Origin of the sequence: Microbacterium ureisolvens, assembly GCF_015278315.1 — a bacterium.
In the GTDB taxonomy this organism is placed as follows: domain Bacteria; phylum Actinomycetota; class Actinomycetes; order Actinomycetales; family Microbacteriaceae; genus Microbacterium; species Microbacterium ureisolvens.
Genome location: NZ_JADIJE010000003.1, coordinates 324,850 through 338,395, shown reverse-complemented (window position 1 = coordinate 338,395; position 13,546 = coordinate 324,850). Strand labels below are relative to the sequence as shown.

Genomic DNA, 13,546 nt, shown 5'->3' with positions numbered 1-13,546 from the left:
CCGGTGCTATCGTGCGGTCTCATCACGATGCGAGGAGGCACCGATGGCATCGGCCGTCGTCGATGTGGTTCGCAGGCTGGTGGCACCGCTCACGCGTACGCGCGTGTTCCGGCGGGTCATCGGACCCGTCTTCCTGCCGCCGGTCGAGCGCTTCGTCGCGTGGCTGTCGCGCGGACGCGTGCAGCTGAGCGCGCTGCTGGTCCCCTCGCTGGTTCTGCACACGACCGGCGCGCGGTCGGGCGAGCCGCGTGACGTGCCGCTGATGTACACGGCCGACGGCCACGGGCGCGCGATCGTCGCGGGCACCAACTTCGCCGGGCAGCGGCATCCGGCGTGGACCGCCAATCTGCTCGCCCACCCCGACGCCGCCATCACCGTGCGCGGACGCCGCCTGCCCGTGCGTGCGACGCCGATCGCCGACGAGGAGCGCGACGCGGCCTGGGCGACGATCGAGCGGCAGTGGCCCGGCTACCGCAACTACGAGCGCGAGTCGGGGCGCACCGTGCGCCTGTTCCGCCTGCAGCCGGTGCGCGACACCGCGCGCTGAGCGCGGCTCAGGGCGCGAGGCGCTCCACCGAGCGCGGCCGCACGATGAGCCACAGCGACAGCACGCCGATGACGGCGCACCCCACCATCACCGAGGCCATGGTCGTGGGCGTGATGCCGGCATCCTTCGCGAGCCATCCGACGAGCGGCGAGATCAGCCCAGCGACGCCGAAGTTCGTCGCACCGATGATCGACTGCGCCGTCCCCGCGGCCTTGCCGTGGCGGTCGAGAGCGAGCACCTGCACACAGGGGAAGGTGAACCCGCAGGCCGTCATGAAGAAGAACAGCGGCACGATGGTGCCCCAGATCCCGAGGTCCAGCTGGTCGGTGACGATGATGGCGGATGACGCGACCACGAGCACCGCCGTCGACCACGCCATGACCCACTGCGGGCCGAAACGGGCGGCCAGGCGCGACGCCGTCTGCACGCCCACCACGACGCCGAGCGAGTTCGCGGCGAAGAGGAGTCCGTACTGCTGCGCGTTGAAGCCGTACTCCTGCTGGAAGAGGAACGACGAGCTCGACAGGTAGGAGAACAGGCCCGAGAAGGTCATGCCGCCGATGATGAGCACGCCGATGAAGACGCGGTCGCTGAAGACGCTGCGATAGCGCTGCCACACCGTGGTGGCGCCCTTCTCGTGGCGGCGGGCCGGCGGCAGTGTCTCGGGCAGGAACACGATCGCCGAGACCAGCATGACCGCCCCGTACACCGCGAGCACGACGAAGATGCCGCGCCATGGCATGACTGCCAGCAGCACCGAGCCGACCAGCGGCGCGAGCACCGGCGCCACGCCCGACACGAGCGCGAGGCGCGAGAGCATGACGACCAGGCGGCGTCCGCCGAAGAGGTCGCGCACGATGGCGGCCGCGACGACACCGCCCGCGGCGGCGCCGGCGCCCTGCAGCACGCGCGCCACCGACAGGAGTTCGAGCGTGGGCGCGAGTGCGGCGGCGGTGCTGGCGAGCACGTGCAGCGCCGTGACCGACAGCAGCGGGACGCGGCGGCCGACCTTGTCGCTGAGCGGCCCGACGATGAGCTGACCGAGCGCGAAGCCGATCATGGTGCCGGTCAGCGTCAGCTGGATCGCGGCGGCCGTCGTGTCGAAGTCGGCCTCGAGCACCGGGAACGCGGGCAGGTACAGGTCGATCGTGAACGGACCCAGTGCCGTGAGCGCGCCGAGCAGGATGATGTAGAGAACCCGGCGGCGGTGCGGGATCGAGTCGCCGGGGTGAAGGACGATCGGCGCGGTGGCCGGGTTGCTCCCCAGCGTGCGGATGGCGCCGGTCGAGGTCGGATGCGGCGCGGGCTCAGCGGGGCGGCGGTCTTCGGGCTTCTGGACGGGGACGGAGGCGGTGTCGAGCAACAGTGGACTTCGTTTCGTGGCGAGAGTTTCGACGGGGAGCGCTGGCGAGGGGAACCGCACGGGGCCGGAAGCCGGTCGTGGTGCGCGGAACGGGAGGGGTGGCGGACCGAGAGACGCGGACGATCCGGCGCTGCCGATCGACGCCGTCATCCGCACGACCGACCTGAAGGAAGGTCGAATCGATTCGAGTACCCATGATAACGGATGCCGCGCCGCACCCTGCAAGCGCCTTCCCAGGCAGGCGCCCGCCGCTGTCGGCGCCTTCCCAGGGCCGGGACACATGCGCTCGCATAGGATGAGGGCAACCCGCCCCCCGCTTTCCGCGGCACGCGCCGGGCGCCCAGACCCCTGTTCAAGAACGGCAGAGATCACGAGCATGACCCCGACCTCCGACGACAAGCGCAAGAGCGGCAACCCCGCGACTCAGGCGAAGATCGACCTCACTGTCAAGCAGCAGCGCGAGCAGAAGCGCCAGGAGAAGCTGGCCGAGTACCAGAAGCAGCTCGCCAAGCGCCGGCGCAGCAAGCTCGTGTGGTGGATCGTCGGCTCGGCCGCGGCCGTGCTCGTCGTCGCGGCAGTCGTCGCCTCCATCGTCTTCGCGCCGACGCCCGCGCCGAGTTACGCCCGCGGAGACGGCGACGGCAGCGGCATCGAGGGGGTCGAGACCTTCACCAACACCGCGAATCACGTCGAGGGGTCGGTGGACTACCCGCAGACTCCCCCGGCCGGCGGCGACCACAACGCGGCCTGGCTGAACTGCGGCGTCTACACCGAGCCGGTGCCCAACGAGAATGCGGTGCACTCCCTCGAGCACGGCGCCGTGTGGATCACGTACGACCCGGCCCAGGTGACCGACGAAGACATCGCGGCCCTCGAGGACGAGCTCCCGTCCACGTACACGCTGCTCACGCCGTACCCCGACATGGACACCCCGATCGCCGTCAGCGCGTGGAACGCCCAGCTGAAGGTCGACTCCGCCGACGACCCGCGGATCGCGGAGTTCATCCAGGCGTACTGGAACAGCACCAATGCCCCCGAGCCGGGCGCGGCCTGCACCGGCGCGTTCGAAGCTCCCGGCAAGAAGTAGGCCCGACATGACGGACGAGCCATCAGCGGGAGGCTCCCGGCGGTGGTTCGTCGTCACCGTCGCACTCATCCTCATCGCCGGCCTCGCCTTCGCGGTGGGACGCTTCTCGACGTTCGGCACACAGAGCGGCGCGGCCACTCCCGGGACGAGCTCGCCTGAGGCCGGGTTCTCGCGCGACATGCAGGTGCATCACGCGCAGGCCATCGAGATGGCGATGGAGATCTACCGCAAGACCGATGACAGCGAGCTGCGCGTCCTCGCCTACGACATCGCCACCGGGCAGGCCGGCCAGCGCGGTCAGATGTACGACTGGCTGGTCCAGTGGGGCCTCCCCCAGTCCGGCGGCCCCATGATGCAGTGGATGGAGGCCTCTGAGGCCGGTCACGCGCACGGCGCCACCTCATCCGAGCCGATGACAGACGACGAGGCGCATGCCGCGATGGGCATGGCTTCCGCCGACGAGATCGATGCCCTCATGGATGCCACCGGCCAGGAGGCCGACTGCCTGTTCCTCACTCTCATGATCCGCCACCACGAGGGGGCGATTCCGATGGCCGAGGCGCTTCTCGAGCTCGGCACCGACGCGCGCGCCCTCGAGGTCGCGCAGGCCATCAAGAACGGGCAGACGGCCGAGATCGACGCGATGCGCTCGATCCAGGACCGGCTCGGCTGCACCGCCTGACACCTCGGCCGGTCGCGGCAGCGGGTGGTGCGCCCACGGCTCAGACCGCGGACGCGGATGCCGCGGCCCTGCGTGCGACGCAGGCCCGCGGCATCCGTTCCGCGAAGCGGTCAGCCCTTCGTCGCGCCCGCCATCAGTCCGCGCACGAAGAATCGCTGAAGTGCGAGGAACACGATGATCGGCACGAACAGCACGAGGAACGCACCCGCCGACACCAGGAACCACTGGTTTCCCCATGTGCCGGACAACGAGTTCAGCGTCTGCGTCATCGGCAGCGATGTCGTCGGGGCGAAGATCGTCGCGACGAGCAGGTCGTTCCACACCCAGATGAACTCGAGGATCGCGAAGGACGCGAGGGCGGGCGTGGCCAGCGGCAGGATGATCCGGAAGAAGATCTGACCGTGCCCTGCGCCGTCGACGCGAGCCGCCTCGATGACGTCGGACGGGATCTCGGCGATGAAGTTGTGCAGCAGGAAGATGGCCAGCGGCATCGCGAAGATGACGTGTGCGATCCACACGGTCGCGAAGCTGTGGTCGACCTCTCGCATCTCCAGTCCCGGGAAGATCTGCACGTCGCCGATCTCGAGCCCACGGGAGAACAGGCTGAGCAGCGGCACCAGCGCCATCTGGATCGGGACGATCTGCAGGGCGAACACCGCGACGAACAGGAATCCTCGACCGCGGAAGTCCATCCAGGCGAAGGCGTACGCCGCCAACGAGGCGACCGCCAGCGCGAACACCGTGACCGGGATGGTGATCGCGAGCGAGTTCAGGAAGGACTCGCCGAGAGTCAGCGCGGTGCCACCCGACGTCAGCGCATCCTGATAGTTGCTGAGCGTGAAGTCGGGGTTGGTGAAGACCGTCCACCAGCCCGTCGTCGCCGAGTCCGCACCCGGACGGAACGAGGTGATGAGCAGACCGAGCGTCGGGATCGTCCAGAGGAATGCGATCGCGACGGCGAGGATCGTGGCCAGCGGCGACGTCAGGCGCTTGTGCGCCAGGGCTTCGTTGCGGCGCGTCTCGCGCGCGACCCTGCGCGCGTCAGCCTTGCTGTACTGGGGCGTGGTCTTGGAATCGACCGCGGTCATCACCGCACCTCCCTCTGCTTGCGCAGCTGCAACACGTTGTAGATGATGAGCGGCGTCACGAAGACGAAGATCAGCACGGCCAGTGCGGCCGAGTGACCATAGCTCTGGAACCGCTGCTGCTGGTTGACCATCTCGAAGCCCAGCACCGTCGAGTTCGCTCGTCCGCCGGTCATCACCGCGACGATGTCGTACAGCTTCAGGGCGGCGATCGTGACGGTCGTCAGGACGACGATGATCGACGTGCGGATGCCGGGCACCGTCACGTTGATGAACCGCTGCCAGGCCGAGGTGCCGTCGAGCTGCGCCGCCTCGAGCTGCTCCACCGGCACCGCCTTCATCGCCGCGGAGAGCACCACCATCGCGAATCCCGTCTGTGCCCACACGAAGGCGAACAGCAGGCAGAACGTGTTGATCAGCGGCCAGATGTCGAGCCACGGCACGGGCTGGCCGCCGAACGCCACGACGATGGCGTTGAGCGTGCCGATCTGGTCGCCCTGGCGGTAGTCGTAGACGAACTTCCAGATGAGGCTGATGCTCACCGGGGCGATCGCGAAGGGCATGAACACGAGGAGCTTCAGCAGCCGCTCACCACGCGCCCGTTCCATGAAGGCCGCGTATGCCAGGCCGACGACCGTCGCGAAGACCGGCGCGAAGATCGCCCAGATGAGCGTGTTGATGATGGACCAGAACCCCTGCGGGTTCGTGAAGGCCCACACATAGTTCTCGAGCCCGACGAAGTTCTCGCCGGTCTTGTCGTAGAACGACTGGATGACGGTCGCGATGCTCGGGTAGACCAGACCGACCAGGATCGCGATCGCGGCGGGTGCCATGAACAGCGTCAGCTGATACATGTAGCCGGCACCCTGGGCCGCCCGGTAGTCCGCCCAGAAGAGCAGGCCGCCGACGAGCAGCGCGATGGCGATCACGTAGATGACGGCACCCTCGTAGGGACGCAGCATCATGAACGCGAGGAACGGGATGGCGAAGCACGAGATGAGCCGCAGCCAGAAGTACCCCCGGCCCGCGCGCGGCGCGAACTCGATGAGCACCAGGAGGAGGCCGACCACGGCTGCGAAGACGAGCAGGACGATCGGGATCTGGACGATCGGCCCCATGTTGCCGAGCCACTGGAAGAACGAGTTGTACGAGAACCCCAGCGAGACCGGTCGTGCGTCGGGGTTGGGAGGACTGAGCAGCAGGAAGACGATCAGCGCCACGATGAGGATGGCGCCGATCACGACCACCAGTCGCGTCGTGCGCTGAGACGGAGGCTTTCTTCCGCCGCGGGCCGGGGGCGGCTCACCCTGCGCCTGGTCGGCCGCCGATGTTGTGGTCTGAGACATGGTCTGCCTTCCCCCGCCGCCGTGGCGGATGACATCACCTCGGTCGCCGGGCCCGCGCGGGCGAGCGCGCGGACCCGGCACCGAGGTGCGATGCGTCAGTTCTCGTAACCTGCCTGGATGTCTTCCAGGACCTGGGGCGTCGGCTTGCCGTCGATCCAGTCGACCATGCCGCGCCAGAAGGAACCCGATCCGACCGTGGCCGGCATCAGGTCGGAGGCGTCGAAGCGGAACACCGTCTCGGGGTCCTGCACGATCTTCATCGCCTCCGTGAGGAACTCGCTCGAGGCCAGCTCCGGGTCTGCGCCCATGTTGGCCGAGATCGCCCCACCGAGCTCCACGCGGGCATCGGCGAACTCGGGTGTCGACATGTACTCGAGCACAGCCTGCGTCGCGGCGTCGTCGGAGAAGGCGGTGACCAGCTCGCCGCCGCCTTCGACCGCGAGCTCACCGGCCTCCGGGCCGGGGAGGAGGAACGCGTAGACGTCGCCGTCCGGTGCGACGACGGGGGTCTCGCCCGCCGCGGTCTGCGCCGTCAGGAAGTTCGCCGTGAGGAACGAGGCCTGGTGCGTGAGAGCACAGGTGCCGTTGGCCACCGCCGCAGCGATCGGGTCGCCGAACGCCGTCGGGTTGATGCTCTTCACGTCGCCGAAGCCCGCGTTCACGTAGTCCGGATTGAGCAGGATCTCACCGACGGAGTCGAACGCCGCCTCGATGTCGGGGTCGGTGAACGGCGTGTCGCCCGCCGCCCAGCTGTCGTAGACCTCCGGACCCGCCTGACGCAGCACGAGGTCCTCGACCCAGTCCGTGCCCGGCCATCCGGACGCCGCCTCCGAGAAGAAACCGGCGCACCACGGGGGCTGACCGGTCGTCTCGCGGATGGTGTCGGTCAGCGCGATGAGTTCGTCCCACGTGGTGGGGATCTCGACGCCCCACTCCTCGAAGCTCTTCGGGGAGTACCAGACATACCCCTTCAGGTTGGCCAGCATCGGGGCGGCGTAGAACGTGCCGTCGATCGAGCCGGTCTCCTTCCAGATGGGTGCCCAGTATTCGTCGACGTTGGCCTCGACCTCGGCCGGCGCCTCCTTGACCTCGCCGGTCTCTACCAGCGAGCGGAACAGGCCCGGCTGCGGGACGATTGCGATGTCGGGAGCGGATCCGCCCGCCACCTTCGTGACGATGTTGCCCTCGAAGCCCTTGTCACCGGTGTAGTTGACGGTGATGCCGGTGTCTGCCTCAAACTGCTCGAACGACTTCTGGAGGTTCTCGGCCTCCGAGCCCGTGATGCCACCGGCGATCTCGACGGTCTCTCCTTCGACCGAGCCGCTGTCACCGCCGTCGTCTCCGCCCTCCGCGCATCCGGCGAGGGTGAGTGCGGCGACGGCTGTCAGTCCCAATGCGATGTAGCCGTGTCGACGGCGGGATCGCAGTGCAGTCATGTGTCTGCCTCCTCGTTGAGTTGCGGAGCCGCCTCTCGGACTCCGCACGTGTGTGATCGGGAACCGATTCCATGCTCACGCTAGGGGATGCCGCGCGGACGCACAACGTCCGCGGGTCACAACTCGGTAAAAGCCCGCCGCGGGCTGGCGCGCCGCGGACGCGCACGGCACAATGAGGACTGGAACCGGTTCCAGATTCCGGACGACGTCGAGGTCGCCGGAGCACGAGGAGGACCCCGATGGCGGGCATCGCGGACGTCGCCCGGCTCGCCGGTGTGTCGAAGTCGACGGCTTCGCGTGCGCTCACCGGAGCCGGATACGTGTCGGAGGCGACGAGGACGCGGGTGAGGGATGCCGCGGTCTCGCTGGGCTATGTTCCGACGACGTCCGCGGTGAGCCTGGTGACCGGCCGTACGCAGACGGTCGGCGTGCTGATGCCCACCCTCGACCGCTGGTTCTTCGCCCAGGTGCTCGAGGGCATCCAGGACGCCCTGCTCGAACGCCGTTACGACCTGGCGCTCTACGGCGCGCCGCCGGAGTCGCTCGCCCGCCGGGAGATGTTCGAGCACTTCCTGGCGCGCAAGAGGTTCGACGGCCTCATCGCGGTCGGCATAGAGCCGAACGCCCACGAGCTCGAGCGACTCGTCGCCTTCGGCAAACCGGTGGTGGCGGTCGGCGGCTACGACGTCGGCACCAACGCCGTGTCGATCGACGACGAAGCGGCCGCCCGCATCGCCACCGACCACCTGCTCGGGCTCGGCCATCGCGAGATCGCCTTCCTTGGCGGCGACCCGGACGGGCGCCGCACGAGCTTCAGCGACGGCCGTCGCCTCGACGGCTACCTGGCGGCGATGCGCGACGCGGGGATCGAGGCATCCGCTCGGCACATCCCGTCCGAGGTGACGCTGCCGGGCGGGTACGGAGCCGCCGTGGACCTGCTCGGCGACCGGCGCACGCGGCCCACCGGGATCGTCGGCGTGTGCGACGAGGTGGCCGTGGGTGCGATCATCGCCGCGCGGCGCCTGGGGATCCGCGTGCCCGAGCGGCTGAGCGTCGTCGGCATCGACGACCACTCCTACGCCGAGATGTTCTCGCTCACGACGCTGCAGCAGCGCCCGCACCAGCAGGGGCGGGCGGCCGTTCAGCTCCTCATGTGGCAGCTCGACGATCCCGGCGCGCCGACGCACCGGCTCTACGAGTCGTCGCCTCTCGTCGTGCGCAACTCCACCGCGCCCGTGGACGACGACGCGTCCGCGATCATCGGCGTCGGCCAACGCGGCTCGCGCTGATCCGGGCGTTCGCGCCGGCTGGCGTCAGAGCACGCCGAGGTCGCGGAACGTGTGGGCTTCCCATGCGACCCGCTCGACGGCATCCTCCACGCCGTCGACGATGCGGAACGTCTCACCGTCGGATGCCTCGACCCGTACCCGCGACGGGTCGATCGGGTCAGCGGGCGGCCCGGTCACGATCTGCTCCAGGACACGGGTGAAGGCGCCGGTGCGATGCAGCGGCGCCAGCAATTCGTCGCCGCCGCGGATGTGCGCGGCGAGGTCGTCGATCAGTGCGGTGCGCTCGAAGGCATACGTGCGCGGCAGGGCGGCGCCGTCGCGATGGACGTGCAGCGTGTCTAGCGTGTACACGTACACGAGGTACCCGCGCGTGCCCCGCACCAGCACGTACGGCTCGTTGCGGTGGGCCGCCGTCGTGGCGAGCCCGGCCGCCACGCGCACTCCCCGGCTCAGCTCGACCACGAGCGACGAGGTGTCGTCGGTCTCGATGTCGTTGACTCGCCGCAGGTCGGCGTCGATCCAGGCGATGTCGTCCGGATGAGAGGCGCCGGCGATCGCGAAGGCGGTCGCGACGGCGTGCGCGAGCGGATTCGTCACCACGCCGTCGGCGATGAGGCGCCCGTCGATCTGCCGGTGCCCCGCCCACGGCGCCCGGCGCCAGTACTCCTCCGACCGCGACCACGACCCGACGGCGCCGTAGTGCAGCACGTCGCCGATGACACCGGATGCCGCGACCTCGGCGGTCGCCGTCACGCCGCCGCTGCCGAGCGACTGGAAGCCGACCTGCACGGCCCGGGATGCGGCATCCGCCGCCGCCAGAAGACCGAGATGGTCGGCGACCGACGGCACGGGCGGCTTCTCGAGCAGCACATGCGCACCCCGCGACAGCGCGAGCCGTGTGAGGCCGGCGTGCGTCGGGATCGGCGTGCTCAGCACGACGATGTCGAGGCCGCCCGCGTCGATCATGGCGGCCGCGTCGGCGTGCACGCGCGTGGAGGAGGGAACGTCGCCGCCGCCCCGGGGGTCGGCGACGGCGACGAGTTCGAGGTCGGCGGCGCGCCGGAGCACCGCATCGACATGGCTGCGGCCGTGCCCGTGGACGCCGGCGACGCCGACGCGGAGCCGTCCGGTCACAGGCCCGCCTCCGTGCGGAGGGCAGGGAGGGCGGCTTCGACGGCTGCCGCGTCGGGCAGCTCCTCGTCGAGCACGTAGGCGGTGAGCTCGAGACTGAGCTCTCCACCCTCGGGGATCGTGCGCGGCTCGTCCCAGGCCACCGACGGACCGGCGCCGAGGTACTCGGCGAAGCGGACGAACCAGGGCAGGCGCTCCTCCCCCTGCGTCAGCACGACGGAGGTGCCCCGCTCGGGGAACGTGAACGCCAGCCACGGGGTCGCGGCGCCGTGCACGTCGCGCTCGGTATCTCCGGCGGGGCTGAACACGCGCGCGATCTCGGGCGCGAACCGCCAGAAGATGCCGCCGTAGCCGGCCCCCTCACGGCCATTGGTCGCAGGGGAGCCGAAGGTGATCGCGTCGAGGGTGGCCTTGAGGTGACTGCGCCAGCGCAGCGCCCAGCCGTTCGCGAGCTCCGCCGAGCGCAGCTCGCGCACCTCGACCAGCTGCGTCGTGCCGCGCTCGTCGACCCAGCTGAGCCGCTCATCGAGCGAGTGCCCGTCGATGTGCAGGCGGTCCCGGCGCTGGCGGCCGTGGTTCGGGACCATGATCGACCCCTCGCCGCGCACGTAGGTGCGGCCGCCCCAGTACGACGTGCCGTTGACGTCGGCGATGGCGAGGCTGACGCCGAGGTGGTGCGGGTGGTCGGTCGGCTCGGTGACGGTGAGCGGCGTGCCGGTCCGCGAGATCACCGCGTCGAGGTACGGCCGCGGCGAGAGCACCGAGTCGACGCTCGTGCCCTCCTCGTACTGCGCCACCACCGTCGAGCCCAGCCGCAGCACCGGGCGGGCCGGGCCCACCCAGCCGCTCGCGTGGGAGGCAGGGCCGGAGCTGCGCCGCGGGACGAGCACCGGACGATAGAAAAGGGGGTGGTCGGCGCTCTCGCCGTCCAGTGCTTGACGCATGCGATTCCAAGCCTGCCGCCCGATCTCGATCCGCGGGACCGACATGGTCGTCAGCGGAGGGGCGGCGAAACGAGACTGCGGGATGTCGTCGATCCCGACGATGGAGAGTTGCTCGGGAACCTCGACGCCGACCTCGCGCAGGCGCGACATGAGGCCGAGGGCGACGAGGTCGTTGAAGGCGATCGCGGCGGTCGCTCCGGTCTCGAGCACGGCGTCCGCCGCGTCGTAGCCGGCCTCCATGCTCGATCCGGCTGGGATGGTGAGAAACTCGAGGTCGGGGTATTCGCGGGCCAGTTCGCCCAGCCCCTGCGCCCGCTGCTCGTTCGCGTAGCTGAGCGCGGGCCCCGCGACGTACGCGATCCGTCGATGCCCGAAGCCGCGCAGGTGGATGCCGAGCTCCTTGACCGCCGTCGTGTAATCCACGGAGAGCTGAGCGGCGGCGGTGTCGTCGACGCGGCGGTTGACCACCACGACCGGCGTCGTGCGCTGGATCAGCTCGCGCAGCTCGGCATCCGGCATCCGTGGCGACACCAGAACCAGCGCGTCGCATTTGCTCCGCGCCTCGCTCGCGATGTCGGCCTCGACGCCGACCGCCTCCGCGCTGTCGGCGACCAGCACGCGGTAGCCGTCACGGGCAGCCGCCACCGTGAGGCCCTTCAGGACCCCCTGGAACATCGGGTTCTCGAGGTCGGGCACGAGGAGCGCGATCGTGTGGCTGCTCCCCCGCACCAGGCTGCGCGCGGCCTCGCTGGGCGAGTAGTTCAGCGCTGCGACGGCTCGGTTCACCTTCGCGACGATGGCCGGGTCGACCGTGGCGACCCCGTTGAGGACGCGCGACACCGACGCCTGCGACACTCCGGCGTGCTGCGCGACCTGCGCCATCGTGATCGGACGCGACGTGACCTCGCTCACTGCGATCCCCCTCCTCTCTCAATCTTGGGCGCGGACGCGCCCTGTGCGGCGCATTCGCGCGAGTTCGATGCCCGGCGCGTGCGCCGCGGCGGTTCTGGACCGGCGCCGCGCGGTGCGGTGGTGCTGGCCCGGCGTTGTTCCGGCGGCGATGTGCCGGTCGGCGTGTGCCGGTTGGCGGTGTGCCGGTTGGCGGTGTTCCGGCTGCGGTCCCCCGCCGGCGCCCGGTGTGCGATGCGGCGGCAGGGTCCGCCCGGGGCCGGACCCCTCATCACTTCGGTCCGGCCCCGTGCGGTCGGGGGACGACAGGCCGCGCCTCGGGCGGACGCGGCCCGCTCGTCGGCTAGATGGCCGCGTCGTCGAGCGCCCGCTGCAGCTCCGCGATGAAGCTCTCGGCGGCCTCTTCGGGCGTGACCTCGCCGAACAGCACCCGCTGGGTGTGCTGGTCGATGATCGTCTCGATCGCGCCACCGCCCGGAGGAGTGGCCGGCGGGGCGTCGCCCACACGCGGGGCGATCTTGTCGAGGAAGTCGACGACCTCCTGGTTGACCTCGTCGAGCTTCGGGGTGATGTACTCGCGGATCTTGTCGTTGGCCGGCACGCCGCGCTCGGCGAGCAGCAGGTCGGCTGCCTCCTCGCTGTTGGCGAGAAAGTCGAGGAAGAGAGCCACCTCCGCCGGGTGCTCGGTCTTGGCCGAGGCCGACCAGAACATCGACGGCTTGTAGTACGCCGCGCTGCTCTCCCCTTCATCGGGCGTCGGCACCATGAGCGGCACGAGGTTCTGGCCGCTCGCGTCCCGCAGCGCCGCGACCTGGTTCGACCACCACGGGCCGAAGGCGGACTGGTTCGTCGCCGTGAAGGACTCGGCGAGTCCGGCCGACTCGCGCTCGATGGTCGCGGACGGGTCGGGCGTTCCGCCCGCCTCGGTGACGTCGAGCAGGTTCTGCCACCAATCCGCGAGCGTGTCGGCGGTGGCCGTCACCTCGGGCGAGCCGTCCTCGGCGTAGAGGGATTCGCCGTGCTGGCGGAGCCAGTTGTTCAGGCCGCCGTCTTCGAAGCCCCACGACTGCGAGCCGACGACCGCGCCGCCGCTGGCCGTGGTGACCTCCTCGGCGATCTCGTTGAGGTCGTCCCACGACCAGGTCTCGTCGTCGGGGAGCTCGATGCCGAGGCTCTCGAGCACGTCGGTGTTCGCCATGTAGGTGTACGTGTTGATGCCGACCGGGATGCCGTACTGCGTGCCGTCGAGCGCGCCCGTGCCCAGCACCGACTCGGGGAAGTCGCCCGTCGGCAGCTGGTCGCCCAGAGTCCCGAGGTCGAGCAGGACGCCGTTGGCGGCGTACGTCGACAGCTGCTTCTCGTCCATCTGGATGATGTCGGGGGCGTCGCCGGCCGCGACCGTCGTGGCGAGCTTGTCCCAGTAGCCCGCCCAGTCGGTGTACTGCGGCTCGATCGTGATGTTGTCGTGCTCGGCCTCGAAGGCCGCGATGAGCTCTTCGGTGATCCCGTGGCGGACGTCGTTGCCCCACCAGGTGAAGCTGAGCGTCACGGGCTCGTCGGACAGAGTCGGGCCGGTGGCGGCGGGCTCTTCCGCCGCGCCTCCGCACGCCGTCAGCGTCAGCATCGTCGCTGCGCCGACGGAGGTCAGCAGCAACCAGCGCGATGCGGTTGTGGTGCGTCGCATGTCTTGCATCCTTTCGACCGAAGTCGGTGAGTGGTGTTGGTGC

General features: G+C 70.0%; 11 protein-coding genes. 4 read left to right on the top strand and 7 right to left on the bottom strand.

Translation table 11 applies throughout. The annotated features are described in order from the left end of the window. The first annotated feature begins 43 nt into the window (after positions 1–43). A complete protein-coding gene (locus IM767_RS06525; protein ID WP_109211480.1) occupies positions 44–547 on the top strand; it encodes a nitroreductase family deazaflavin-dependent oxidoreductase in 504 nt (167 codons plus the stop codon). A 7-nt stretch (positions 548–554) separates the two neighbouring features. Here the strand turns inward: IM767_RS06525 and IM767_RS06520 are convergent, their stop codons facing one another. Next, positions 555–1,910, bottom strand: a complete 1,356-nt coding sequence (locus tag IM767_RS06520; RefSeq protein WP_194398830.1) for a multidrug effflux MFS transporter — start codon at positions 1,908–1,910, stop codon at positions 555–557. A 376-nt stretch (positions 1,911–2,286) separates the two neighbouring features. Between IM767_RS06520 and IM767_RS06515 the strand changes: the two genes are divergently transcribed. Together IM767_RS06515 and IM767_RS06510 are read left to right on the top strand one after the other, a co-directional pair. Next, positions 2,287–2,997 carry a DUF3105 domain-containing protein gene (locus tag IM767_RS06515; protein ID WP_109211481.1) on the top strand — a complete coding sequence of 237 codons (711 nt, stop codon included), beginning with the start codon at positions 2,287–2,289 and terminating at the stop codon, positions 2,995–2,997. Positions 2,998–3,004: 7 nt separating this feature from the next. Next, entirely contained in the window at positions 3,005–3,679 is a 675-nt protein-coding gene (locus IM767_RS06510; protein WP_109211482.1) for a DUF305 domain-containing protein, read from the top strand. Between the two features lie 110 nt (positions 3,680–3,789). Here IM767_RS06510 and IM767_RS06505 read toward each other — a convergent pair whose 3' ends face one another. The 3 genes from IM767_RS06505 to IM767_RS06495 all read right to left on the bottom strand — a co-directional run bounded on the left by IM767_RS06505 (position 3,790) and on the right by IM767_RS06495 (position 7,546). Beyond that, positions 3,790–4,767: a carbohydrate ABC transporter permease gene (locus IM767_RS06505; protein WP_109211483.1), complete on the bottom strand. Its 978-nt coding sequence runs from the start codon at positions 4,765–4,767 to the stop codon at positions 3,790–3,792. Continuing rightward, positions 4,767–6,110, bottom strand: coding sequence for a carbohydrate ABC transporter permease (locus IM767_RS06500; protein WP_109211484.1), 1,344 nt, complete (start codon positions 6,108–6,110; stop codon positions 4,767–4,769). The genes IM767_RS06505 and IM767_RS06500 overlap by 1 nt, the downstream gene beginning before the upstream one ends. Positions 6,111–6,205: 95 nt before the next feature. Next, positions 6,206–7,546, bottom strand: a complete 1,341-nt coding sequence (locus tag IM767_RS06495) for an ABC transporter substrate-binding protein (RefSeq protein ID WP_109211485.1) — start codon at positions 7,544–7,546, stop codon at positions 6,206–6,208. Positions 7,547–7,785: 239 nt separating this feature from the next. Here IM767_RS06495 and IM767_RS06490 point away from each other — a divergent pair, with 239 nt between their 5' ends. Then, positions 7,786–8,835: a LacI family DNA-binding transcriptional regulator gene (locus tag IM767_RS06490; RefSeq protein WP_109211486.1), complete on the top strand. Its 1,050-nt coding sequence runs from the start codon at positions 7,786–7,788 to the stop codon at positions 8,833–8,835. Positions 8,836–8,859: 24 nt separating this feature from the next. On the opposite strand, the gene IM767_RS06485 is transcribed toward IM767_RS06490, so the two are convergent. The 3 genes from IM767_RS06485 to IM767_RS06475 all read right to left on the bottom strand — a co-directional run bounded on the left by IM767_RS06485 (position 8,860) and on the right by IM767_RS06475 (position 13,503). After that, positions 8,860–9,969 (bottom strand): Gfo/Idh/MocA family protein, encoded by a 1,110-nt coding sequence (locus tag IM767_RS06485; RefSeq protein ID WP_162564361.1) that lies wholly within the window; start codon positions 9,967–9,969, stop codon positions 8,860–8,862. Further along, positions 9,966–11,822 carry a DUF6807 family protein gene (locus IM767_RS06480; protein WP_109211488.1) on the bottom strand — a complete coding sequence of 619 codons (1,857 nt, stop codon included), beginning with the start codon at positions 11,820–11,822 and terminating at the stop codon, positions 9,966–9,968. The genes IM767_RS06485 and IM767_RS06480 overlap by 4 nt, the downstream gene beginning before the upstream one ends. 340 nt (positions 11,823–12,162) lie before the next feature. Continuing rightward, positions 12,163–13,503 carry an ABC transporter substrate-binding protein gene (locus IM767_RS06475; RefSeq protein ID WP_109211489.1) on the bottom strand — a complete coding sequence of 447 codons (1,341 nt, stop codon included), beginning with the start codon at positions 13,501–13,503 and terminating at the stop codon, positions 12,163–12,165. Positions 13,504–13,546: the final 43 nt, after the last annotated feature.

What these genes read in the sequence shown, in the direction of transcription:
- IM767_RS06525 (WP_109211480.1), top strand. Translation starts at nt 44, where the DNA reads ATGGCATCGGCCGTCGTCGATGTGGTTCGCAGGCTGGTGGCACCGCTC.
- IM767_RS06515 (WP_109211481.1), top strand. Translation starts at nt 2,287, where the DNA reads ATGACCCCGACCTCCGACGACAAGCGCAAGAGCGGCAACCCCGCGACT.
- IM767_RS06510 (WP_109211482.1), top strand. Translation starts at nt 3,005, where the DNA reads ATGACGGACGAGCCATCAGCGGGAGGCTCCCGGCGGTGGTTCGTCGTC.
- IM767_RS06505 (WP_109211483.1), bottom strand. Translation starts at nt 4,767, where the DNA reads ATGACCGCGGTCGATTCCAAGACCACGCCCCAGTACAGCAAGGCTGAC.
- IM767_RS06500 (WP_109211484.1), bottom strand. Translation starts at nt 6,110, where the DNA reads ATGTCTCAGACCACAACATCGGCGGCCGACCAGGCGCAGGGTGAGCCG.
- IM767_RS06495 (WP_109211485.1), bottom strand. Translation starts at nt 7,546, where the DNA reads ATGACTGCACTGCGATCCCGCCGTCGACACGGCTACATCGCATTGGGA.
- IM767_RS06490 (WP_109211486.1), top strand. Translation starts at nt 7,786, where the DNA reads ATGGCGGGCATCGCGGACGTCGCCCGGCTCGCCGGTGTGTCGAAGTCG.
- IM767_RS06475 (WP_109211489.1), bottom strand. Translation starts at nt 13,503, where the DNA reads ATGCGACGCACCACAACCGCATCGCGCTGGTTGCTGCTGACCTCCGTC.